The following is a 990-nucleotide window of genomic DNA, read 5'->3' on the forward strand; positions in this document are numbered from 1 at the left end:
GCCGTCGGCCGCAAGCTCGATTTTCTCGCGCAGGAATTCAACCGCGAATCGAATACGTTGTGCTCGAAGTCGAACGCCGCCGCGGTGACCGCGATCGGGCTTGAGCTCAAGGCGGTGGTCGACCAGTTTCGCGAGCAGGTCCAGAATCTGGAGTGACGGGAATGGTTGCCAAGGAGCCGACGGCTGCCAGGGATCTGGGATCCCGCATCCGCCGCCGCGGATTGATGCTGGTGCTGTCGTCGCCCTCGGGTGCCGGCAAGTCGACGATCGCGCGCAATCTTCTCGAAAGCGATGGAAGCCTCGAGCTTTCGGTCTCCGTCACCACCAGGCCGCGCCGCGGCTCGGAGATCGAGGGCGTCCACTATCACTTCCGCACCATGCGCGAGTTCGAGCGGCTGCGCGATTCCGACGCGCTGCTCGAATGGGCGGAAGTGCACGGCAATTGCTACGCGACGCCGCGCGAGCCCGCGGAGGTGGCGCTGGCCGAGGGCCGCGACATGCTGTTCGACATCGACTGGCAGGGCGCCCAGCAGCTCAAGGAGAAGATGCGCGCCGATATCGTGTCGATCTTCATCCTGCCGCCGTCGATGAAGGAGTTGAAGGCGCGCCTGAAGCGCCGCGCCGAGGACCAGGAATCCGTCATCGAGACCAGGCTGAAGAACGCCCGCCTCGAGATCGAGCACTGGAAGGAATACGACTTCGTCATCGTCAACGACGACCTCGACCGCGCCTTCGCCGAGGTCCGCGCCATCGTCACCGCAGAGCGTCTGCGCCGCGACAGGCGGCCTGGCCTGTTCGACTTCATTTCGGGATTGCTGGACGAGAAGACGGGATGAGCTTTTCCCTTCTCCCACAAGGGGAGAAGGAAAGGGCGCAGCTACACCGCGTTGGTCAGCCTCACAAACTCCTCGACGCTCAGCGTTTCGGCCCGCCGCGTCGGGTCGATGCCGGCGCGCAGCAGCAGGGCCTCGCCGCCGAGGCTCTTCACGC

General features: G+C 65.2%; 2 protein-coding genes and 1 pseudogene. 2 read left to right on the forward strand and 1 reads right to left on the reverse strand.

Features of this window, described 5'->3' with window-relative positions:
• Together EOD07_RS35710 and gmk are read left to right on the forward strand one after the other, a co-directional pair.
• Positions 1-156 (forward strand): DUF1732 domain-containing protein (locus EOD07_RS35710; RefSeq protein ID WP_127238461.1); only part of this gene is annotated, 156 nt, incomplete at its 5' end.
• 5 nt (positions 157-161) lie between these two features.
• Positions 162-836, forward strand: a complete 675-nt coding sequence (gene gmk, locus EOD07_RS35715; RefSeq protein ID WP_041008371.1) for a guanylate kinase — start codon at positions 162-164, stop codon at positions 834-836.
• Between the two features lie 41 nt (positions 837-877).
• Here the strand turns inward: gmk and EOD07_RS35720 are convergent.
• Positions 878-990 (reverse strand): annotated as a pseudogene (locus tag EOD07_RS35720) (16S rRNA (adenine(1518)-N(6)/adenine(1519)-N(6))-dimethyltransferase); the annotation flags it as partial.

This window comes from Mesorhizobium sp. M2C.T.Ca.TU.002.02.1.1 (genome assembly GCF_003997225.1).

Excerpts from the sequence above, each read along its gene's own strand:
- gmk (WP_041008371.1), top strand. The coding sequence starts at position 162 with ATGGTTGCCAAGGAGCCGACGGCTGCCAGGGATCTGGGATCCCGCATC.